18 protein-coding genes are annotated in these 20,215 nt (G+C 66.4%); 6 read left to right on the top strand and 12 right to left on the bottom strand.

Annotation, left to right across the window (positions count from 1 at the left end):
• Positions 1 to 63: 63 nt before the first annotated feature.
• Positions 64 to 2,064: an excinuclease ABC subunit UvrC gene (uvrC, locus tag AB0L82_RS08005; RefSeq protein ID WP_364632559.1), complete on the bottom strand. Its 2,001-nt coding sequence runs from the start codon at positions 2,062 to 2,064 to the stop codon at positions 64 to 66.
• 187 nt (positions 2,065 to 2,251) lie between these two features.
• Here uvrC and AB0L82_RS08000 point away from each other — a divergent pair, with 187 nt between their 5' ends.
• Both AB0L82_RS08000 and AB0L82_RS07995 read left to right on the top strand, forming a co-directional pair.
• Positions 2,252 to 2,461 (top strand): hypothetical protein, encoded by a 210-nt coding sequence (locus AB0L82_RS08000; RefSeq protein WP_364632557.1) that lies wholly within the window; start codon positions 2,252 to 2,254, stop codon positions 2,459 to 2,461.
• 117 nt (positions 2,462 to 2,578) lie between these two features.
• Positions 2,579 to 2,911 (top strand): hypothetical protein, encoded by a 333-nt coding sequence (locus tag AB0L82_RS07995; RefSeq protein WP_364632555.1) that lies wholly within the window; start codon positions 2,579 to 2,581, stop codon positions 2,909 to 2,911.
• Between the two features lie 70 nt (positions 2,912 to 2,981).
• Here AB0L82_RS07995 and AB0L82_RS07990 read toward each other — a convergent pair whose 3' ends face one another.
• Positions 2,982 to 4,232, bottom strand: a complete 1,251-nt coding sequence (locus tag AB0L82_RS07990) for a crosslink repair DNA glycosylase YcaQ family protein (RefSeq protein ID WP_364632553.1) — start codon at positions 4,230 to 4,232, stop codon at positions 2,982 to 2,984.
• Positions 4,233 to 4,312: 80 nt separating this feature from the next.
• On the opposite strand from AB0L82_RS07990, the gene AB0L82_RS07985 reads away from it, so the two are divergent.
• The gene (locus tag AB0L82_RS07985) at positions 4,313 to 5,977 is read left to right on the top strand and encodes an FAD-binding dehydrogenase (protein WP_364632551.1); all 1,665 of its coding nucleotides are present in this window, start codon (positions 4,313 to 4,315) and stop codon (positions 5,975 to 5,977) included.
• Positions 5,978 to 6,032: 55 nt separating this feature from the next.
• Here AB0L82_RS07985 and AB0L82_RS07980 read toward each other — a convergent pair whose 3' ends face one another.
• Positions 6,033 to 6,359 (bottom strand): hypothetical protein, encoded by a 327-nt coding sequence (locus tag AB0L82_RS07980; protein WP_364632549.1) that lies wholly within the window; start codon positions 6,357 to 6,359, stop codon positions 6,033 to 6,035.
• A gap of 412 nt (positions 6,360 to 6,771) precedes the next feature.
• Positions 6,772 to 8,241, bottom strand: a complete 1,470-nt coding sequence (locus AB0L82_RS07975) for an amino acid permease (protein WP_364632547.1) — start codon at positions 8,239 to 8,241, stop codon at positions 6,772 to 6,774.
• 229 nt (positions 8,242 to 8,470) lie between these two features.
• On the opposite strand from AB0L82_RS07975, the gene AB0L82_RS07970 reads away from it, so the two are divergent.
• Positions 8,471 to 10,435 carry a gamma-glutamyltransferase family protein gene (locus AB0L82_RS07970; RefSeq protein ID WP_364632545.1) on the top strand — a complete coding sequence of 655 codons (1,965 nt, stop codon included), beginning with the start codon at positions 8,471 to 8,473 and terminating at the stop codon, positions 10,433 to 10,435.
• A gap of 64 nt (positions 10,436 to 10,499) precedes the next feature.
• Here the strand turns inward: AB0L82_RS07970 and aztD are convergent, their stop codons facing one another.
• From aztD to aztB, 3 genes are read right to left on the bottom strand one after another with little or no spacing between them, the layout of a single operon-like run.
• The gene (gene aztD / locus AB0L82_RS07965) at positions 10,500 to 11,663 is read right to left on the bottom strand and encodes a zinc metallochaperone AztD (protein WP_364632543.1); all 1,164 of its coding nucleotides are present in this window, start codon (positions 11,661 to 11,663) and stop codon (positions 10,500 to 10,502) included.
• 43 nt (positions 11,664 to 11,706) lie between these two features.
• The gene (locus tag AB0L82_RS07960; RefSeq protein ID WP_364632541.1) at positions 11,707 to 12,621 is read right to left on the bottom strand and encodes a metal ABC transporter substrate-binding protein; all 915 of its coding nucleotides are present in this window, start codon (positions 12,619 to 12,621) and stop codon (positions 11,707 to 11,709) included.
• Positions 12,618 to 14,651 carry a zinc ABC transporter permease AztB gene (gene aztB, locus AB0L82_RS07955; RefSeq protein WP_364632539.1) on the bottom strand — a complete coding sequence of 678 codons (2,034 nt, stop codon included), beginning with the start codon at positions 14,649 to 14,651 and terminating at the stop codon, positions 12,618 to 12,620. The genes AB0L82_RS07960 and aztB overlap by 4 nt, the downstream gene beginning before the upstream one ends.
• A 51-nt stretch (positions 14,652 to 14,702) precedes the next feature.
• On the opposite strand from aztB, the gene aztA reads away from it, so the two are divergent.
• Complete coding sequence (gene aztA, locus AB0L82_RS07950) at positions 14,703 to 15,395, top strand: zinc ABC transporter ATP-binding protein AztA (RefSeq protein ID WP_364632537.1); 693 nt, start codon at positions 14,703 to 14,705, stop codon at positions 15,393 to 15,395.
• Here the strand turns inward: aztA and AB0L82_RS07945 are convergent, their stop codons facing one another.
• The 4 genes from AB0L82_RS07945 to AB0L82_RS07930 form a co-directional block, all read right to left on the bottom strand.
• Complete coding sequence (locus tag AB0L82_RS07945) at positions 15,396 to 15,923, bottom strand: PH domain-containing protein (RefSeq protein WP_364632535.1); 528 nt, start codon at positions 15,921 to 15,923, stop codon at positions 15,396 to 15,398.
• A gap of 126 nt (positions 15,924 to 16,049) precedes the next feature.
• A complete protein-coding gene (gene ribH / locus AB0L82_RS07940; protein ID WP_364632533.1) occupies positions 16,050 to 16,529 on the bottom strand; it encodes a 6,7-dimethyl-8-ribityllumazine synthase in 480 nt (159 codons plus the stop codon).
• Between the two features lie 37 nt (positions 16,530 to 16,566).
• A complete protein-coding gene (locus AB0L82_RS07935) occupies positions 16,567 to 17,826 on the bottom strand; it encodes a bifunctional 3,4-dihydroxy-2-butanone-4-phosphate synthase/GTP cyclohydrolase II (RefSeq protein ID WP_364632531.1) in 1,260 nt (419 codons plus the stop codon).
• 85 nt (positions 17,827 to 17,911) lie between these two features.
• Positions 17,912 to 18,538 (bottom strand): riboflavin synthase, encoded by a 627-nt coding sequence (locus tag AB0L82_RS07930; RefSeq protein WP_364632529.1) that lies wholly within the window; start codon positions 18,536 to 18,538, stop codon positions 17,912 to 17,914.
• 580 nt (positions 18,539 to 19,118) lie between these two features.
• On the opposite strand from AB0L82_RS07930, the gene AB0L82_RS07925 reads away from it, so the two are divergent.
• On the top strand, positions 19,119 to 19,430 hold the full coding sequence (locus tag AB0L82_RS07925) for a hypothetical protein (RefSeq protein WP_364632527.1): 312 nt from the start codon (positions 19,119 to 19,121) through the stop codon (positions 19,428 to 19,430).
• Here AB0L82_RS07925 and rpe read toward each other — a convergent pair.
• Complete coding sequence (gene rpe / locus AB0L82_RS07920; RefSeq protein ID WP_364632841.1) at positions 19,416 to 20,081, bottom strand: ribulose-phosphate 3-epimerase; 666 nt, start codon at positions 20,079 to 20,081, stop codon at positions 19,416 to 19,418. The genes AB0L82_RS07925 and rpe overlap by 15 nt on opposite strands.
• Positions 20,082 to 20,215 lie beyond the last annotated feature (134 nt).

Below are 20,215 nucleotides of genomic sequence, written 5' to 3'. Positions count from 1 at the left end.
CCTGCACAGTCGGCGTGTCGCGCGACTCACTCTCGGCGTGTCGCGCTACTGACCGGGGATGAACTAGTCGGTATGCAAAGCAGCGAGCACTGCCTTGGCCGTAGCCATCCCGATGCCCGGGACCTCGGTGATCTGCTCCACCGTAGCCTCCTTCAGCTTCGCGACCGATCCGAAGTGCGTCACCAGCGCCGTTTTCCGGGTTTCCCCCAGGCCCGGCACGGTATCGAGCACCGAGGCGGTCATCCGGCGCGAACGTTTGCTGCGATGAAAGGTGATGGCGAAACGGTGCGCCTCATCGCGCACGCGCTGCAGCAGATAGAGCGCCTCACTGGTGCGCGGCATGATGACCGGATCGGGTTCGTTCGGCACCCAGACCTCTTCCAGGCGCTTGGCCAGGCCGATGACCGCGACATCGGTGATGCCCAGTTCGTCCAGGATCTCGGCGGCGGCGTTCACCTGCGGCGCGCCGCCGTCGACCACGTACAGGTTGGGCGGATAGGCGAAGCGGCGCGGTTTACCGGTCTTCGGGTCGATACCGGGTAGGCCGGGTTCCATTGCGTCCGAATCGGATTCGGCGAGCTCGGCGGCTTCGGCGGCGTCCAGGTCGCGGCGCAGTTTGGCGAAACGGCGGCGCGTGACCTCGGCGATACTGGCCACATCGTCGGAGCGGCCGTCACCGGCGGCCTCCTTGATGGCGTAGTGCCGATACTCGGACTTGCGGGCCAGGCCGTCCTCGAAGACGACCAGCGAGGCCACCACATCGGTGCCCTGCACATGGCTGATGTCGACGCATTCGATGCGCAACGGTGCGCTGTCCAGATCCAGGGCGTCCTGAATCTCCTGGAGCGCGGCCGAGCGGGCGGTGAGATCGCCTGCGCGCCTTAGCTTGTGCTGCTGCAGCGCCTCCTGCGCGTTGCGCTGCACGGTCTCGGCGAGAGCCTTCTTATCGCCGCGCTGCGGGATGCGGAGCTGCACGGCCGAACCGCGCAGGGTGGAGAGCCACTGCTGCACCTGTTCGGCGTCCCGGGGCAGGGCGGGGACCAGGACCTCGCGCGGCACCACATTGCCGGGCTGTTCCTCGCCGGTCTGCTCGGCCAGGGTGGACTGCTCACCGTAGAACTGGGTGAGGAACTGTTCGACCAGGGCGGGCAGTTCACCGCCCGATTCGACCTCGTCGATGGCATCGCCGGATTTGTCGACCACCCAGCCGCGCTGACCGCGCACGCGGCCGTTGCGGACGTGGAAGATCTGCACGGCGACTTCCAATTCGTCTATGGCGAAATCGATTACGTCCGCATCGGTGCCGGTGCCGAGCACCACGGCTTGCTTCTCCAACGCGCGGCGCAGTGCCTGGACGTCATCGCGCAGGCGTGCGGCGGTCTCGAAATCGAGCTCCTCGGAGGCGGCGTGCATCCGCTTCTCCAGCTCCTTGACCAATCGGTCGGTCTTACCGGAGAGGAAGTCGCAGAAGTCCTCGACGATCTGCCGATGCTCATCGGCGCTCACCCGGCCGACGCACGGCGCGGAGCATTTGTCGATGTAGCCGAGCAGGCAGGGACGGCCGATCTGGTTGTGCCGCTTGAAGACTCCGGCCGAACAGGTGCGCACCGGGAAGACCCGCAGCAGCAGATCCAGGGTTTCGCGAATCGCCCACGCGTGCGCGTACGGGCCGAAGTACCGCACGCCCTTCTTGCGCGCGCCGCGATAGACGAACACCCGCGGATACTCCTCGTTGAGGCTGACCGCGAGCACCGGATACGACTTGTCGTCCCGGTAGCGCACATTGAAGCGCGGATCGAATTCCTTGATCCAGTTGTACTCCAGCTGTAGCGCTTCGACCTCGGTGGAGACGACGGTCCACTCCACGCTGGCGGCGGTGGTGACCATCTGGCGGGTGCGCGGATGCAATCCGGAGATATCGGCGAAGTACGAGTTCAGCCTGCTACGCAGGCTTTTCGCCTTACCGACGTAGATGACCCGCTTGTGGACATCCCGGAACTTGTAGACGCCGGGCTCAACAGGAATGGTCCCCGGCGCGGGCCGGTACGTCGCGGGATCTGGCACGCACCCAGATTAACGAGCCCCTCCGACAGCTCCCCCGCGCCCATCACACGACCAATCCGGCGAACGCGACACGACACTCATGTAGGACGCGCCACGCCGGAAGACTCATCCGCGGGCACGACGGCTCCGAAGGTACGGGCAAGATCACCGAACTGCCTGATCAGCGAACCCAGAGGAGAGCAGAACCATGATTCGCCTTCGCCGCCGGCGCCGGTCGCTCGCGATAGGGGCCGCATTGACCCTGGCCGCCGCGCTGGTCGGGGTCTCCGTACCGGCGGCCGCCGAGTCCGCGGACGGCACCATATTCGTGTACGGCGACTACCTGATTCACGAATCGACCGTCGTGGTCTGCGGCGGTCCGGTACTCACCGCGCCCGCGCCCTTGCTCGTCGCATAACCGCGCCACGCCGACCGCTCGCGCGCGTACTCCCACGTACCGCCGCCGACTGAGGCCAGTATGGGTGCGCACTGTCATCGGACCAGCTGTCCACGCAACAACGGGAGAGTATTGAAGATGAACCGTCCCCACCTCCGTTCGCTCGCCACCGGCTCGGCCCTGAGCCTGGGCGCGGCGGCCCTGGTCACCCTGGGCGCACCGGCCACGCAGGCCGACGCGCCCTGCCGGATCGACCGCACCCTCGACACCGCGACCTACACCTGCCCCGAGGGCATGTGGTACGCCGCCGTCGTCGAATGCCTCGGCACCCGCCAGGTCGGCCACGGTTTCCAGTCCCCGACGTACATCGTCGGCGACTCACCGCGCCCCATGATTCCCATGACCATCGAATGCAATGGCGAGGGCAAGCAGGGCATCGTGTTGAACGCCTATACGGACGGGCCGTTCTGACGCCCGGTTAGGCGCCGCACCCCTCTGCGCCGAAACATGTTGCGGCGCAGAGGGTGTGGATCCGCACCCGTCAGGCGCTGACGCGGATGCGGGCTGCCTTGGACAGGGCGGTGGCGAGGTCGCCGCGGGTGCCTATTTCCAGGGTGCCGAGTTCGAGCCAGTCGGCCATTTCGCGAAGTGCCACAGCGAGTTCCACCGCTACCCGGGTCCGGTCGTGACCCGGTTCGAGGAATGCGCCTGGGACGCGGAGGATTCCGGTGGTGCGGTCGGCGCGCAGGTCCACGCGGGCGACTATTTCGCCGTCCAGGAGGAATGGAAAGACGTAGTAGCCGTGCACGCGTTTGTGTTCGGGGGTGTAGATCTCGATGCGGTAGTGGAAGTCGAAGAGCCGTTCGGTGCGGGCGCGGAAGAAGATCAGCGGGTCGAAGGGGCACAGTAGGGCCGAGCCGGTGATCCGGCGCGGAATGCGGGCCGCGGTGTGCAGGTACGCGGGCTTGTCCCAGCCTTCGACGGCGACCTGTTCGAGTTCACCCGCGTCGATGAGGTCGGCGATGGCGGGCTCGGTCTGAGTGCGCTTGAGGCGGTAGTAGTCGCGCAGGTCGGTTTCGGTGGCGATACCGTGCGCGGCGGACGAGCGGCGGACGAGTTCGCGGACGGCGTCGGGCTCGTCGATCTCGCGGGCACAGACCTCGGCGGGCAGGACGCGTTCGGTCAGGTCGTAATGGCGTTGGAAGGCAACGCGTTTGGGGACCGATAGTTCACCGGAGGCGAAGAGCTGCTCGCACACCACCTTGGTCTCGCTGTAGTTCCAGCCCCAATTGTCCTTGGCGCGTGGACGATCCAGCTCCAGATGCTTCTCGATCTCACCGGCGGTGCTGGGGCCGAATTCGCGCAGCACGCTCTGCACCTCGTCGGCCAGCTTCTCATCGCGGTGGCGGCCCAGACCCGCCCAGCGGCCGTGCCGGTATTTGATCATGCGCCAGCGCATGAGCGGCCAATCCTCGACCGGGAGCAGCGCGGCCTCGTGCGCCCAGTACTCGACCAGTTCGCGCGGCCGCCGCACGGTATCGCTCCAGGCCATCTCGTCCAAGAGCGCCCGGTCATACGCGCCGATGCGACTGAACACCGGCGCATAGTGCGCGCGCACCACCGCCGAGACCGAATCGATCTGTAGCAGTTTGGTGGTGTCCAGCACCTTGGCCAGCGTGCGGCGGGTGGGCGGACCGCTCGGGCGGGCGGCGGCGAAGCCCTGTGCGCCCAAGGCGATGCGACGCGCCGCCGCGACGGTCAGAGCAGCAGATCCATTGGAGGAAATCGGCACAGTAGAACAATGCCACGCCGCACCGACAGATCAGTTCGATACACTCGTGTATCGAACTTCTACAACCCTAGGAATTGGGCATGATCGAGAACCCGGATGTCATCGTCGTCGGCGCCGGTCTGGCCGGTCTCGTCGCGACCCACGAACTGGTCAAGGCGGGACGCCGGGTGCTGGTGGTGGATCAGGAGAACCGCGCCAACCTGGGCGGGCAGGCGTTCTGGTCGCTGGGCGGCCTGTTCTTCGTGGACAGTCCGGAGCAGCGCCGCCTGGGCGTGAAGGACTCCCTCGAGCTGGCCATGCAGGACTGGCTGGGCTCGGCGGGCTTCGACCGCGAGGACGAGGATCACTGGGGCCGCCAGTGGGCGCGCGCCTACGTGGAATTCGCGGCCGGTGAGAAGCGGCAGTACCTGCACGATCTCGGACTCCGGGTGACGCCGCTGGTCGGCTGGGCCGAGCGCGGCGGCGAATTCGCCGACGGGCACGGCAATTCCGTACCGCGCTTCCATCTCACCTGGGGTACCGGGCCGGAGGTGGTGCGGGTATTCCTGGAACCGGTGCTGGCCGCCGAACAGCGCGGACAGGTCGGCTTCGCCTTCCGCCATCGCGTGGACGAATTGGTGGTCGCCGATGACGCGGTCACCGGCATTCGCGGCAGTGTGCTGGAGCCCTCGGACGAAGCGCGCGGTGTGGCCTCATCGCGAAATGTGGTGGGCGACTTCGAACTCGCCGCCAAGGCCGTGATCGTCACCTCCGGCGGTATCGGCCACAATCACGATCTGATTCGCGCCAACTGGCCGGTGGATCGCCTGGGCCCCTGCCCCGAGCACATGATCTCGGGTGTGCCGGCGCATGTGGACGGGCGCATGCTCGGCATCACCGAGGCCGCGGGCGGGCGCATCGTGAACCGGGATCGCATGTGGCACTACACCGAAGGCATTCACAACTGGGATCCGATCTGGCCCGATCACGCCATTCGCATCATCCCGGGTCCGTCGTCGCTGTGGTTCGATGCCAATGGAAAGCGTATGCCCGCACCGTGTTTCCCGGGTTTCGACACCAATGCCACCATGAAGCAGATCCTCTCGACCGGCTACGACTACTCCTGGTTCATCCTGGATCAGTCGATCATCGAGAAGGAGTTCGCGCTCTCGGGTTCGGAGCAGAATCCCGATATCACCGGTAAGGATCTCAAGCTCACGCTCAAGAGCCGGGTGGCCAAAGGCGCGCCCGGTCCGGTGGAAGCCTTCAAGCAGCACGGCGTGGACTTCGTTGTCGCCGATACTCTCTCGGAGCTCATCGCGGGCATGAACAAGATCGCCCGCGGACCGCATCTGGACGCGGCCGATATCGAACGCCAGATCGTGGCCCGCGATCGCGACGCCGAGCACAAGTTCAGCAAGGACGGCCAGCTCATGGCCATCGGCAATGCCCGCCGCTACCTCGGCGACAAACTGGGCCGCGTCGCCACCCCGCACAAGATCCTCGATCCCGCGCACGGCCCGCTCATCGCGGTGCGGCTGAACATCCTGACCCGAAAGACGCTGGGCGGCTTGCAGACAAACCTCGACTCACAGGTCATGCGGCCGGACGGCACGGCTTTCCCGGGGCTCTACGCCGCGGGTGAGGTCGCCGGATTCGGTGGCGGTGGCGTACACGGGTACAACGCTCTGGAAGGCACCTTCCTGGGCGGCTGCATCTTCTCCGGCCGCGCCGCCGGACAAGCCCTGGGCCGCAGCCTGAAATAGCGCACCGACCGGAAGTCCTTGCCGCCCATGCTGATGCGTGGGCGGCAATTCCGTCTCAGGCCGCCACGAACCACCGATAGCAGTCCCGGCGCAGCAGCAGCGCCAGTACCACACCGGACGCCATCACGCCGAACAGCACGGTGAAAGGCCCGACCCCCGTGGGCATTTCGGCCGATACCAGGGTGAAGACCCCGAAGAACGCCTGCAGGCTGGCCACTCCCAGCGCGGCGATCCAGACCCATTGCGAGCGCAGGCCGAAAAACAGTGCCACACCGCCGGTTATCCAGGCGGCGCAGAAGTGCCCGGCGCTGCCGAGCATCTCGCCGAATCCATCGGTCGCCGCCAGCAGCACGTGCAGAAAAGCGAATCCCGCTGCGAACAAAGCCGCGTTCCGAGTTTCCCGCACCTGTGCGGGCAACTCGATCTCGGAACTATTACGGCGAATAATTCGTAGAACCTGTGTCAATCGCTCGAAAATCGTGGCAGGAACACTGTTCCCGGCACCCGTCGGCGAGATGTCCACCTCGTCGACCACAGCCGAAGTCGAACTCACAGCACTCCTCATCGAGTAACCCCTGGTTGCGCGCCCCCTGCGAACGCGCAGAACCTGACGCTAACCAAATGTTTTGCTGCGAGACAATCGAGTTCGGGAAGTTATGACCATGGCCACAGCGCATAGCACGCACGGCGAACAGTGATATCGAACACATAACGGCCGCACACGAATTATGTGTGCGGCCGTTGTAAGCGCAGGTCCCCCAGCGATTTTCCAGTATAGCGCCGGAAGCCGGAAACTACTTGTCGTCCATCGGAATCGGCGGAATCACCGGGAATTCCCCGGTGTATCCGGCCCGCTCCTGCGCGATGGCCAGCACCCGAGGTGCGGCGAACTTCCACCCGATCATCAAGGCGGGCACGATGATCACCAGGCTGGCCACGGTCCAGGTGCCCACCGGCCGGTCGAAGGCCATCAGCACCAGCACCGCGAACAGGAACACCAGCGTGGCGATACCGGTGTAGGGCGCGCCGATCATACGGAAGGCGGGACGCTCGGCGCGGCCGTCGCGCGACCAGTACCAGAGCTTGAGCTGGCACAGCACGATGGTGGCCCAGGAGGCCAGAATGCCCAGCGAGGCGACATTCAGCACGATCTCGAAGGCGTCCTCGGGGACGATGTAGTTCAGCCAGATGCCGAACAGTGCGATGGTGCTGGTGAGCAGGATGCCGCCGTAGGGCACACCGGCACTGGACATGCGCGCGGTGAACTTGGGCGCGCTGCCGTTCATGGCCATCGATCGCAGAATGCGCCCGGTCGAGTAGAGACCGGCGTTCAGCGAGGACAGCGCCGCGGTGAGCACCACGAAGTTCATGATCGAACCCATATGCGCCACACCGACTTTGCTGAAGAAGGTGACGAACGGGCTCTCGCCGGCCTTGTAGGCGGTGTACGGCAGCAGCAGTGCCAGCAGGATGACCGAACCGCAGTAGAACACCGCGATACGCACGATCACCGAGTTGATGGCGCGCGGCATGATCTTGGCCGGATTCTCCGTCTCGCCCGCCGCGATGCCGACCATTTCGACTGCGGCGTAGGCGAATACGACACCCGAAGTGACGGTGATGAGCGGCAGCACGCCGGTCGGGAACCAGCCGCCCGCATCGCTGACCATCCGGAATCCGGTGGCCGCGCCGTCGACATCGAAGCGCCCGGCCAGGAAGACGGTGCCCACCACCAGGAAGGTGACCAGGGCCAGCACCTTGATCATGGCGGCCCAGAACTCCATCTCGCCGAACCACTTCACCGAGGCGAGGTTGATGCCGAGCACGATGATCAGTGCGCCCAGGGCCAGAATCCATTGCGCCACAGGCTCGAACGGGCCCCAGTAGTGCAGATAGGTGGCCACCGCGGTGGTGTCGACGATGCCGGTCATGGACCAGTTCAGGAAGTACATCCAGCCCGCGACGAACGCGGCTCGCTCACCGAAGAATTCGCGGGCGTAGGAGACGAATGATCCCGAGGAGGGGCGATGCAGGACCAGCTCGCCCAGGGCGCGCAGGATGAAGAAGACGAAAACTCCGCAGACCAGGTACACCACGAACAGCGACGGGCCCGCGCTGTGCAGGCGACCGCCCGCACCGAGGAACAGGCCGGTGCCGATGGCGCCGCCGATGGCGATCATCTGCAACTGACGAGGTTTGAGCGCCTTGTGATAGCCGCTGTCCTCGGCAGTCAGATTTGTGGCCTGTGTCCGGATCTCGGTCATATGCCGGTTAACCCTCCGCAATCGTGTGTTGAGGCGGTCCGACAGTACCTTGCAAATAACTGAGAACCACATCGCCGCTCCGAGCTGGGTGAGTTACTCATGGTCAGGGCACTTCAGCCGATATGACCGGCTTCCCAGTGCTGATAACCAGCGCGACGCCGATAGTCGGCATATCGCCCGAGCAACGCAAAATCCTGTCGACATCGCGCCCCGGCGCTAGAGTCCGACCATGAGGCGCATGCGACGGCATACCTGGAGCGGCGCCGCGGCCGCCCTGCTGCTGCTACTCGGAGCGGCCACGGCCTGTTCGTCCGATTCGGACTCGAAACTGGGTGTGTGTGAGACCTCCCCCAACGGCACACCCATCAGTGCCAGTGCGGGTAGCGGCCCCACCAGCACGAATCTGAGCCTGCACCCGGAGATCGCCACCGGGTATCGCACCGGTATGAAACCGGTGCACACCAAGACCTTCGCGGTCTCCACCGCCAATCCCATCGCCACCGCGGCGGCCTGCAAGGTGCTGCACGACGGCGGAACGGCCGCGGACGCGCTCATCGTGGCGCAGACCGTGCTCGGACTGGTGGAACCGCAGGCGTCCGGACTCGGCGGCGGCGCGTTCCTGCTCTACTACGACGCCGCGAGTAAGCAGATAGACGCCTACGACGGCCGGGAAACCGCGCCGGCGGGCGCGACACAGGACTATTTGCGCTGGATAAGCGATACCGACCGCACCACACCGCAACCCAATGCGCGGGCCAGCGGCCGCTCCATCGGCACCCCGGGCGCACTGCGCATGCTGGAGCTGGCGCAGCGCGAACACGGTAAGCAAACCTGGCGTGATCTGTTCGCCCCGGCGATCGCCCTGGCGGATCAGGGTTTCCAGATCAGTCCGCGCATGGCAGGCCAAATCGCCGACAGCGCAGCGGATCTCAAGCGCGATGCGAACGCGAGCGCGTACTTCCTGCAGCCCGACGGCAGCCCGAAGACCGCCGGGACGACGCTCACCAATCCCGCGATGTCCAAGACGCTCAACGCGATTGCCACCGACGGCGCGGACGCGCTGTACACCGGGGCCATCGCCAAGGACATCGTCGACGCCATCAACACCACCTCCGGCGGACGCACGCCGGGTCTGACCACGCTCGCCGATCTGGCCGCGTACCAGCCGAAGAAGCGCACCGTGGTATGCGCGCCGTATCGCACGCACGAGGTCTGCGGTATGCCCAATCCCTCCTCGGGCGGGATCACCGTCGAGGCGACGCTGGGCATTCTGTCGAACTTCGATCTGGCGTCCATGAAGCCGACGGACACCACCGGCGACAATGACACCGCCCGCAATGGCGGCAAGCCCACCGCCGAGGCGGTGCACATCATCTCCGAGGCGGAGCGGCTCGCCTACGCCGATCGCGACAAGTACATCGCGGACTCGGATTTCATTCCGATGCCGGGCAATTCACCGCAGGCGCTGTTGAATCCGGACTATCTCAAGCAGCGCGCCGGGCTCATCGACCGCACTCACAGCATGGGCACCGCACAGCCCGGTGATTTCGGGCCGGTGCCGCTGGGCACCGCCGCACCGCAGCCCGAACACGGCACCAGCCACATCTCCATCGTGGACGAGTACGGCAATGCCGCATCCATGACCACGACGGTGGAATCGGCGTTCGGCTCCTTCCATATCGTGGACGGGTTCGTGCTGAACAATCAGCTCACCGATTTCGCCGCCGAACCGCTCGGCAAAGATGGCCTGCCCGTAGCGAATCGGATCGACGCGGGGAAGCGGCCGCGCAGTTCCATGGCCCCGACGCTGGTCTTCGACCGCGCCGCCGACGGATCCCGTGGCCAACTGACGTACGTCACCGGATCCCCCGGCGGTGCGGTCATCATTCAGTTCGTCGTGAAAACCCTGGTGGCCATGCTGGATTGGGGCCTGAACCCCCAGCAAGCGGTGTCCATGGTGGCATTCGGCGCGGCCAACTCCCCCACCACCAATGTGGGCGGTGAACATCCGGCCGTCAATGCCGCCGACAATGGTGACCACGACGCGCTCGTGCAGCAATTACGCCAACTGGGACACCAGGTTTCGGTGCTGCCGCAGTCCAGCGGCCTGTCCGCATTGGTGCGCGATGGGAACGGCTGGGTGGGAGGTGCGGACCCGCGCCGTGAAGGCGCGGTGCTGGGCGACCCCAACTGATCCACGCCCCGCGTCGACACTCGATCGCCACCGCGGCACAACGCCACGGTACGGCGGCTGGCGATCAGTGTGCTTGGGCCACCACGCCGCTCAGTTCGTTGGGCGCGTGGTCCAGGGTTACCGAGGCGGCGATGGTGCCCGCTGCCAGGTCGATGCGGTGAATCTGTTTGGTGGCGGGATCGCTGACGAAGACATTCGCGCCGCGCACGAAGATCGACGGGCGGGCCTGCTGCCATTCCAGGGGCTCCTCCCAGGCCCGCAGGACCGGGAAGCTGCGGGTTTCGGTGCCCGCCACCGGGTCCACGACGTGGATGCGGCCGTCGGTGCCCAGGATCAGGGCCTCGCCCTGTGCGCCCCGGGCCAATGAGCGGAAGGTGTAGCTGGTGCCGATCGGGACCAGGCGGATGCTTCCGTTACGCGAGTCGATCAGGGAAATCTGTTGTGGGCGTTCCAGTTCGGCGTTCTTGTCCTGCTTGTAGTCGCCGAGGGCGATCGGTGAGGCGGCGCTGCCCGCCTGATTGCCGATGCGGCCGTACGGCGTCGGGCTGGTGACCTTGGTGATGACGCCGTCGCGGTAGACCAGTGCGCCGGTCTGGCAGCCGATGACGACCGCTTCGCCCGCGACGGTGGATTCGCCGTGCACACCGGGGCAGTCCTCATTGCGCGCGATCTCCCGGCGCTCCTTGTCGAGAACCACTATCCCGGTGCGCTTTTCCTCGGTGCCGAGGGTGGTGATCAGCTGCCCGTTCGCGAGTTCGACGGCGACGCCGTGATGCGGCGCCGCGGTCTTGTAGACCTCGGCCTCGGGCTGACCGTGGTCGAGCTCGCGCGGATCGAAGATGGTGACCTCGCCGGTGCCGTCGGTGAACAGCACGGTGCGATCGGCGTGCCGCACCACGTGGCCGGGTTTGGCCCCGGGGAACTTGATATCGGTGAACTCGCCGCGCACCGCATCGAGTGCCTGGAAGCCCTCCTTGGTGGACACCATGATGTGGGTGTCATTACCGGCCGGATTGACACGGTTGAACCCCGCCAGCGGGAGATCCTTTGCCACCGTGAGGGTTCGGCCGTTCAACAGGTAGATACCGCCGTCATACGTCACCGCGAGCGGTTCGGCGATCACGAGCCGATCGTCCTTGCTGTCGGCGCTACAGCCGCTCAGGGCGACCACCGATGCCAAGAGGCCGGTGAGCGCGGTCGCGGAGGCGACTCTGGTGCGGGTCGACATTATTGCTCCTCATCATCTTCGGTTGTTGCGCAACGCATAGGGGTCACCGCGGGGTCAGTCCGGTGACAATGGACTCGGTATTGGCGCGCATCATTTCCAGGTAGGTCGCCGCTCCCCCGCCCGGCGCGGTCAGCGATTCGGTGTGCAGGGCGGCGACTTTCACGTGTACGCCCGCCTGTTCGGCCAGGACCCGAGCCAGACGGTCCGGCTGGGAGGAGTCGGCGAATATCGTGGGTACCCCGGAATCGCGTACCGCGGTGGCAAGTTCGGCCAGGTCCGAGGCGCTCGGGGAAGCCAGCGCGGTACCGCTGGGGACGATCGCGCCGATCACCCGGAAGTCGAAACGCTGTGCCAGATAGCCGAATACATGGTGATTGGTGACCAGTCGGCGCTGCTCCGGTGCCAGGGTGGCGAAGCGCTCGGTCATCCAGGTGTCGAGAGCCGAGAGCTCGGTCAGGTAGCGGGCGCTGTTACCGCGCACCGCCTCGACGTCGATGCCGGGAATCGCTAGCATGCGGGCGCTGATCACCTCGGCGGCGCGGCGAGCGCGGGCCGGATCGGTCCAGAAGTGCGGATCGGGCCGGTCGCTGTTGCGGTAGGTGATCGGGTCGACCCGTTCGCCCACGGAAAGTGTTGGGACACCGGAGTCTTGGGCCGCGGTCACCTGACGCTGTACGCCGGTCTCCAGCCCGAGCCCGTTGTGGACCAGGAGTGTGGCCCGCTCGATTCGAGCCGCCTGCTGGGCGGAGATGGCGAACTGGTGGGGATCCGCACCGGCGGGCATGAGCACCAGGACCTCGGCGGCAGCACCGGCGATGGCCTTGGTCATATCGCCGAGAATGTTTGTGGTGACGACGATTTGAACCTTGGCGGTATCGGAGGACGAGCAACCGGAGACCAGCAGTAGCGCCGCGAGGGCGGCCAGGCTGACGGCGCAGAGGCGGAACAGGGATCTCATCGGCCGGTCTCCACCATGTGCGCGGGGGCGATATCGAGGGGGAAGGTGCGGGCGCGGCGCAGATTGTCGCGGTAGTCGATCTCATGGACCGCGCGTCCGGTCGCGTCGTTGAGGTAGGCGCGGTTGGTATCGATCTCGATCACCGGGCGGACAGCACCGGAGACGGGTTCGGTGAGTACCTGCGCCCGTGCGGTTTCCGCACCCGTCGCGATGTCGTGGGCATGCAGGACACCGTCACGAGTCAGGGCGAGCAGTGAGCTGCCCGACCCCGCCGTGGTGACGGCGAGCAGCGGACCCGTCTCGACGAATCGCCAACCGCGGGCATCGATATCGAGCACCCAGGCACCGCGATCACCGGCCCGCGCGGCGAGCGTGGTGCTGGTCGCGCGATGGGTGAATTCGGTCGCGCGTTCGGCCGCGGGCACCGGGGTCGGATAGGCGATCTTGGTCGCGGCGAACCGGCCGTCGTCCGCCGCGATGAGCAAAGCCCCATCCGCACAACCGAATACGACGCCGCGACGGGTCACGACCGGTGAGCGCGGTTCGAGGCACTGTTCGGTGAGCGGAGTGACAACGCCGCCGTCGCGTGCGCGAACTTCCGGACTCCCTGAGCCGGTTACCGCGACGAGGTGCTCCGCGTACGGGACCGCGACGCCGTCGACGATTCCGCGCTCGGTGACGGTGCCGGTATCCAGTGCCGCCCGGTCCAGTAGCAGCGTCCGCGCCGCCATCCCGGAACCCAGGACCATGGCGGTGACCATCTTGTCGCTGTTCACGCCGGTCACGCCGCCGTGTGCCACGCCGCCGATATCGCGAATCGTGGTGCGGTAGTAGTGCATATGGTCACCGTGATCGACGGTCCAGCCGCCGCCGTCCACCACCCGGGTGGCATCGGCGGTGACCGGATAGCCGAAGCGATCGTCACCGGCCAGCCGCACCGTGCCGGGTACCCGCCCTGCGTCGGAGATCTGCCCGGTGATCAGATCGACCACCCGAATCGCACCCTCGGCGTCGGCCACCACCAATCGCGACTGAGGCGAATCGGTTTCCTCGGCCCCCGCCACATACCCGTGTGGCGGCTCGGCAGGCGCAGGTTCCTCGGCATCCGCACCACATCCGGCCAAAGGCAGCACCGCGGCCAGAACCGTGAGCAGCACAACGAAATTCGCGCTCGGAACGGGCACCCTCCCCCGAAGTCGCGTCATCCGTGCCACTACCGGCGCACGCAATCGCGCCGCGACCGCCGAGCCGAAGAAGAGCGCGACCGCGAGCGCGGAGATGGTCGCCCCGGCCGCGGTCCCCGCATGCCAGGAGACCAATAGTCCGGCGACGGTGGCGAATCCGCCGAAGAGAGCGGCCAGCACCATGATCACCGGAATGCGATGCGACCAATAGGTGGCCGCCGCGGGCGGTGCGATGAGCAGTCCGAAAACCAGCAGCGTTCCCACGACGTGAAAAGACGCGACGATCGCGAGCGTCAGCAGTCCGAGCAACGCCGCCTGCGCCCAGCGGGGTCGCAGCCCGAGCGTATGCGCGGTGCGCGGATCGAAGGCCAGGGCCACGAACGCGCGGTGACCGAGTACCGCGACGGTCAGCGAAACACCGAGTGCCACAGCCAGATATGCGATATCTCGAGCACGGATCGCGAGCACATCACCGAACAGCAGCCCGGTCACATCCACGGCGAAGGACTGCGACCGCGAAACGATGAGCACCCCGATCGAGAGCATGCCCGCGAACAACAGCCCGATCGCGGTATCCGCGGCGAATCGCGGACTCCGCCCCAGCGCGGTCACCCCCGCCGCCATGGCTCCGGCGCTGAAAGCCGCGCCCAGCACCAGATTTCCGCCCAGCAGTGAGGCGACGGCCACGCCGGGCAGCAGCCCGTGCGCCATCGCCTCGCCCAGAAAGGCCATGCCGCGCACCACAACCCAGGTCCCCGCCACCGCGCAGACAGCCGAGACGAGCAGTCCACCCCACAGCGCGCGCTGTACGAATGAAACCTCCAACGGGGCGATCAGCCACTCCATGGGACGGCACGCTATTATGAAAACGATTTTCAATACAAGTTAGGTGACGCAGTGCACAGTTCATCCACCCCGGCCGTGCGGCTCGACACGCTGACCGCCGGATACCGATCGCGCACGGTGCTGCGCGAGATCACCGCCGAGATTCCGGCGGGGCGGGTGACGGCGCTGGTGGGCCCGAACGGGTCGGGCAAGTCGACCCTGCTCGGCGTGCTGGCGGGCGTAATCAGCCCGGCCGCAGGCACTATCGCGCGCACCGGCGCACGGCGGCCCGCACTGGTCGTCCAGCACAGCGGCATCCCCGCGACGCTGCCGATCACCGTGCGCGACACGGTCGCCATGGGCCGCTGGGCGCATCGGGGTCCGTGGCGGCGACTCACGCGCGATGATCGAGCGGTGGTGCGCGACTGTATGGATCGCATGGGGATCGCCGGTCTCGCGGATCGCCGCCTGACCGATCTCTCCGGCGGGCAGCGGCAGCGCGCGCTGCTCGCCCGGGCTCTGGCTCAGGAGTCGGACCTGCTGCTGCTCGATGAACCCACGACGGGATTGGATATCGAAGCGCAGCAGGAGATCTCGCGGACGCTACGGGAGACGGCGGCCGCCGGTGTCACGGTCGTGCACGCCACGCACGACCGAGCCGAGGCACTCGACGCCGATCACTGCGTACTGCTTCGCGACGGCACGGTGGCCGATATCGGCCTGCCGCGTGCTGTCCTGAATGCCCGCGCCACCGGGCGGAATTAGTCAGTTGGTGTTCGCGGCAGTGTATTTCGCGCCCAGTTCACGGAAACGATCCATCGCACCGGCCGCGCGCAGTTTGTCATTGGTGCGAATGGCCATCATGGGCACGTATTCGTCGTGCACCAATTCCAGCCGGGCCCAGGACTTCTTATCCGCGAAGGAGATGCCGCGAATATCCTGCCAGCCGAACTCATTGTCGCCCAGGATATTCCGCACCGAGACGCCGCGCTTGCCGACTCGCACGCGGGGCCGGGTGAGCAGCAGGACCGCACCGCCCAGCAGCAGACCGAAGACCGCGAGGCCCAATTGATCGGCGAGGCGGAAATTCACGCCCGTCGATCCCCGGCGCAGCAGAATGCCCGCGACGATGAAGATGAGCGCCAGCACCGCCGCGACGATGCGCGCGGTCATGATGGCGTGCTGCGGGCGCACCTCGAGATCCCATTCGCCGCCCGATGGCGCGGGGTTCTCGGTCTCCTCGGCGTCCGCGGTCGATTTCGACTGCGCGCCAGCGGTTTCGGTGCCAGACACTTCGGTTTCACCGGCCTTCGATTCGGGTGCCGACGGTGGAGTCGCCGGTGTCGCGGACGGTTCGGTCCGGCGGGGCGGTTCTTCCGCTCCGCCGTCCCGCTTCCAGATCCGGACGACTGGCATGACTCAGACTGTCTGCGAGAGTTCGCGCAGGGTGAGCGCGGCATCCAGGGCGGCGGCGGACGCCTGCTCACCCTTGTTCTCGAACGAACCGGGCAGCCCGGCGCGATCCAGGGCCTGCTGTTCGGTGTTCACCGTCAGCACGCCATTGGTGACCGGGACGCTCTCATCGAGCGAGACCCGGGTCAGCCCGGCGGTGACCGAATCGCATACGTACTCGAAATGCGGTGTCTCACCACGGATTACCACGCCCAGAGCGACCACGGCGTCATGGCTGCGGGCCAGCGCCTGCGCCACCACCGGCAGTTCCATCGCGCCCGCGACGCGGACCACGGTGATATCGGAGACCCCCGCGTCCCGCGCGGTCTGCTCCGCGTTGGCGACCAGCGCATCGCAGATGGTGGTGTGCCAGCGCGACGCCACGATGCCAAGTTTGAGATCCTTGGCATCGGCGAGCTCGAACGTGGGTACGCCCGTGCCGCTCATCGGTTTTCCGCCCTTCTCAGTGCTCGGGAACAGTCGGTCAGTTCGCGGTTTCGCCCAGGTCGAGATCGTCCAGGCCGACCAGGTCGTGGCCCATGCGATCCCGCTTGGTGCGCAGGTAGTGCAGATTGTGCGAATTGGCTCGCACCGGCATCTGCACGCGTTCGGTGATGCTCAGGCCGTAGCCCTCGATCCCGGCGCGCTTATCCGGATTATTGGTGAGCAGCCGCATCGAGGTGATGCCCAGATCCACCAGAATCTGTGCGCCCGTACCGTAATCGCGGGCGTCGGCGGGCTGGCCGATGGCGATATTGGCGTCATAGGTGTCCAGCTGCTGCTCATCCTGCACCTGGTACGCCTGCAACTTGTGCATGAGGCCGATACCGCGGCCCTCGTGCCCGCGCATGTACAGCACCACCCCGCGGCCCTCATCGGCCACCAGCTGCAGTGCCGCGTTCAGCTGTGGACCGCAGTCGCAGCGCAGCGAACCGAAGACATCGCCGGTGAGGCATTCGGAGTGCACGCGCACCAGCACGTCCTCACCCTTGCCGTCCGCGCCGGCGATATCGCCCATGACCAGGGCGACATGCTCGGACTCGTCGTATTCGCTCTCGTAGCCGATGGCCTTGAAGTCACCGAACGAGGTGGGGATGCGGGCCTCGGCGACACGCCGGACGTGCTTCTCGTTCTTGCGTCGCCAGGCGATCATGTCGGCGATGCAGATGAGCGCCAGATCGTGTTCGTCGGCGAAGACGCGCAGCTCCTCGGTGCGCGCCATATCGCCTTCGTTCTTCTGGCTGACGATCTCGCAGATGACGCCGGCGGGGCTGAGCCCGGCCATCCGGGATAGGTCGACCGCGGCCTCGGTGTGGCCGGCGCGGCGCAGCACGCCACCGTCCTTGGCGCGCAAGGGAACCACGTGGCCCGGGCGGGTCAGGTCGTCGGACTTGGCCAGCGGATCGGCCAGCACCCGCATGGTCGCCGCACGATCGGCGGCGGAGATACCGGTGCTGATGCCTTCGCGGGCATCCACGGACACGGTGTACGCGGTGCCGTGCTTGTCTTGATTGACCGCGTACATGGGCGGCAGGCCCAAGCGGTCGCAGTCTTCACCCGTGAGAGGTACACAGATGTAACCGGAGGTGTAGCGGATCATGAAGGCCACGAGCTCGGGTGTCGCCTTCTCCGCCGCGAAGATGAGGTCGCCCTCGTTCTCCCGGCCCTCGTCGTCGACGACGACAACGGCCTTACCGGCTGCGATGTCGGCGACTGCGCGCTCGATGGTGTCGAACCTGGTCACGTCTGTTGTGCTCCATCTCGAATTAGGTGCCGCTACCTACAGTAGGCCAGCGTCCGTTTTGCGCCGCCTCCGGCTTCGTCTTGCGCTAGCCGCGCTGAACGAGCCTCTCCACGTACTTAGCGATGATGTCCACCTCCAGGTTCACCGTGGCGCCCACCGGAGCGGTGCCGAGCGTGGTGAGTTCGCGGGTGGTCGGGATGAGCGAGACCTCGAACCAGTCCTTGCTGCCGTCCGCGGCGACCTCATCGGCCAGGCCGAGGCCCGACACGGTGAGCGAGATGCCGTCGACGGTGATGGAGCCCTTCTCCACGACATAGCGAGCGATGCTGTCGGGCAACGAGATTCGCACCACCTCCCAGTTCTCGGACGGGGTGCGGGAGAGCACGGTGCCGGTGCCGTCGACATGGCCCTGCACGATATGTCCGCCGAGGCGGCTGTTCACCGCGGCGGCGCGTTCCAGATTGACCCGAGCGCCGTTGGCGAGGCCGCCGATGCTGGAGCGATTGAGGGTCTCGGCCATCACGTCGACGGTGAAGGTGTCGCCCTCGACCTGCTGGTCCACCACCGTGAGGCAGACGCCGTTGACCGCGATCGAATCACCGTGTCCGGCATCGGAGGTCACCAGCGGGCCCCGAATGGTGAGCCGGGCCGCATCGGCCAGCTGCTCGGTGGCGACGATCTCGCCCAGCTCCTCAACGATGCCTGTGAACATGCCCAACCTCTCCCAGTCGCCTCGGACCGTGCATCCGGCCCTTCGCTTGCGCCAACAGCCCGGACCATCGGTGATATTCCCCGATGAGCGGGCGTTCGACACCAGCCTAACGACAGGCGGTCGTAGGAGGCAGAGCGCCTCACTCGCGGGAACATCACACTTCAGACAGCCGCGTCCCGAGATCGTCGGCGCGTCGTACCCAATTCCGACTCGCTTACACCAGAATCTTGCGCATCCGAAGAAATGGTCGCAAGATTGTTATGCAGCTGATTCCTACAGTTCAACTTCGCTCAGTTTTACATCTCGCGAGCAGTTCAGCGCAGAACAGTCCCGCATCCGCCGCCGGTGTCCGGCGCGGGTGAATCTTCGCCACGTCGAACCGAAGGAAGGTTGGACCCCGCGCGGGTCGGATCCAGGTGGACTACAACACAATTGGGAGTGCAGCGTGACCACGCTTCTCGATACCACCCTCGAAGTTCGTTGCGTGCAGTACCGGCGCGAATTTCATCTCCCGGCATCGATAGATCCCACGTCACGACACATTCTTCTGGAGATAGGCAGCCGTTACGGCGCCGTCACCATGCCCGCCGAACTAGGCGAACGCGTGCTCGCACGACTCACCCAGGCCGAACTGGCCGGGCCGGTCGTGCATCATCCCCGCGCGCGGCGCTGGACCTTCATCACCGGTCCGGCCCGGCCGGAGACGCTGAGCACCCCGGTCGGCGCGGCACTGTTCCGGATGTACGCCACCGTCGCGTGTGCCGGAGCCCAGGTGGTGCTGCCGTCCGCCGACGACGAGCGGACGGGCTATCGCACCTGGATTCAGCCGCCCGAGACGGTCAGCTCGGTGCCGCCGCTGGAAGCGGTGGTCGAGGCCCTACTGGGCCGCTGACGCCTCCACCGCAATCACCTTCTGCCGCAAGGCTTCCACCGTCGCGGCCGGATCGGCGGTGTTGTAGACGGCCGAACCCGCTACGAAACAGTCGATTCCGGCTTCGGCCGCCTGCTCGATGGTGTCCATATTGATGCCGCCGTCGATCTCCACCACCAGGCGCAGCTCACCGGAATCGACCAGGCGGCGCACGATGCGAGCCTTCTCCAGCACCTCGGCGATGAAGGACTGACCTCCGAAGCCGGGTTCGACGCTCATCACCAGCAGGGTGTCGAAATCGCGCAGGATCTCCAGATACGGCTCGATCGGGGTGCCGGGCTTCACCGACAGCCCGGCCTTCGCACCGGCCGCGCGGATATCGCGGGCAACGGCGATCGGATTATCGGTCGCCTCGGCGTGGAAGGTGACGTTGTACGCGCCCGCCTCCGCATAGCCCGGCGCCCAGCGCTCCGGATCCTCGATCATCAAATGGCAGTCCAGCGGAATGTCGGTGGCCTTCAACAGACTCTGCACCACCGGCAGACCCAGCGTCAGGTTCGGCACGAAGTGGTTGTCCATCACATCCACGTGCACCCAATCGGCTCCCGCGATGGCCTTCACCTCATCCCCGAGGCGCGCGAAATCGGCGGACAGGATGGACGGCGCGATCATGGGCGCGGGCCGCGTGAAAGGAGAGGAAGGGGTGCACACACGCGGCAGTCTAACGGTCGCCGCACACCCGAAACCACGACACCGCGGACCCCGCTGAGCCGCGACCCCGACCACCTCTCGACGCCGTTCGACTC

The organism is Nocardia sp. NPDC052001, assembly GCF_040680615.1.
Classification (GTDB): domain Bacteria; phylum Actinomycetota; class Actinomycetes; order Mycobacteriales; family Mycobacteriaceae; genus Nocardia.
This window is presented reverse-complemented; position numbering and strand designations above follow the sequence as displayed.

Excerpts from the sequence above, each read along its gene's own strand:
- AB0L82_RS08000 (WP_364632557.1), top strand. The coding sequence starts at position 2,252 with ATGATTCGCCTTCGCCGCCGGCGCCGGTCGCTCGCGATAGGGGCCGCA.
- AB0L82_RS07995 (WP_364632555.1), top strand. The coding sequence starts at position 2,579 with ATGAACCGTCCCCACCTCCGTTCGCTCGCCACCGGCTCGGCCCTGAGC.
- AB0L82_RS07985 (WP_364632551.1), top strand. The coding sequence starts at position 4,313 with ATGATCGAGAACCCGGATGTCATCGTCGTCGGCGCCGGTCTGGCCGGT.
- AB0L82_RS07975 (WP_364632547.1), bottom strand. The coding sequence starts at position 8,241 with ATGACCGAGATCCGGACACAGGCCACAAATCTGACTGCCGAGGACAGC.
- AB0L82_RS07970 (WP_364632545.1), top strand. The coding sequence starts at position 8,471 with ATGAGGCGCATGCGACGGCATACCTGGAGCGGCGCCGCGGCCGCCCTG.
- aztD (WP_364632543.1), bottom strand. The coding sequence starts at position 11,663 with ATGTCGACCCGCACCAGAGTCGCCTCCGCGACCGCGCTCACCGGCCTC.
- AB0L82_RS07960 (WP_364632541.1), bottom strand. The coding sequence starts at position 12,621 with ATGAGATCCCTGTTCCGCCTCTGCGCCGTCAGCCTGGCCGCCCTCGCG.
- aztB (WP_364632539.1), bottom strand. The coding sequence starts at position 14,651 with ATGGAGTGGCTGATCGCCCCGTTGGAGGTTTCATTCGTACAGCGCGCG.
- ribH (WP_364632533.1), bottom strand. The coding sequence starts at position 16,529 with ATGAGCGGCACGGGCGTACCCACGTTCGAGCTCGCCGATGCCAAGGAT.
- AB0L82_RS07930 (WP_364632529.1), bottom strand. The coding sequence starts at position 18,538 with ATGTTCACAGGCATCGTTGAGGAGCTGGGCGAGATCGTCGCCACCGAG.
- AB0L82_RS07925 (WP_364632527.1), top strand. The coding sequence starts at position 19,119 with ATGCCCGCCGAACTAGGCGAACGCGTGCTCGCACGACTCACCCAGGCC.
- rpe (WP_364632841.1), bottom strand. The coding sequence starts at position 20,081 with ATGATCGCGCCGTCCATCCTGTCCGCCGATTTCGCGCGCCTCGGGGAT.